Below are 250 nucleotides of genomic sequence, written 5' to 3' on the forward strand. Positions count from 1 at the left end.
AAATGATTAATCGGCATTTTCTTTCGAAAACTCGATAAATAACTTTACGTTACCTATCAGAATTTAATTTTTCAGCTTTTCCAAATTTTTAAAGAGCAAATATTACTTAGCCATCAGGCCAAGCAACAATCATCTGTGTGGACACTTCGAACAAATAAGTTCTAAATCGTATAAGGAGGTGATCCAGCCCCAGGTTCCCCTAGGGCTACCTTGTTACGACTTCACCCCAGTCATGAATCACTCCGTGGTG

At 38.8% G+C, this 250-nt stretch carries 1 rRNA gene; it reads right to left on the reverse strand.

Annotated elements, in window-relative coordinates:
• Positions 1-171: 171 nt before the first annotated feature.
• Positions 172-250, reverse strand: a 16S ribosomal RNA gene (locus F9Y84_RS21945); the annotation flags it as partial.

The sequence above is a fragment of the Pseudoalteromonas peptidolytica genome (assembly GCF_012641745.1).
GTDB classification, from domain to species: Bacteria; Pseudomonadota; Gammaproteobacteria; order Enterobacterales; family Alteromonadaceae; genus Pseudoalteromonas; species Pseudoalteromonas peptidolytica.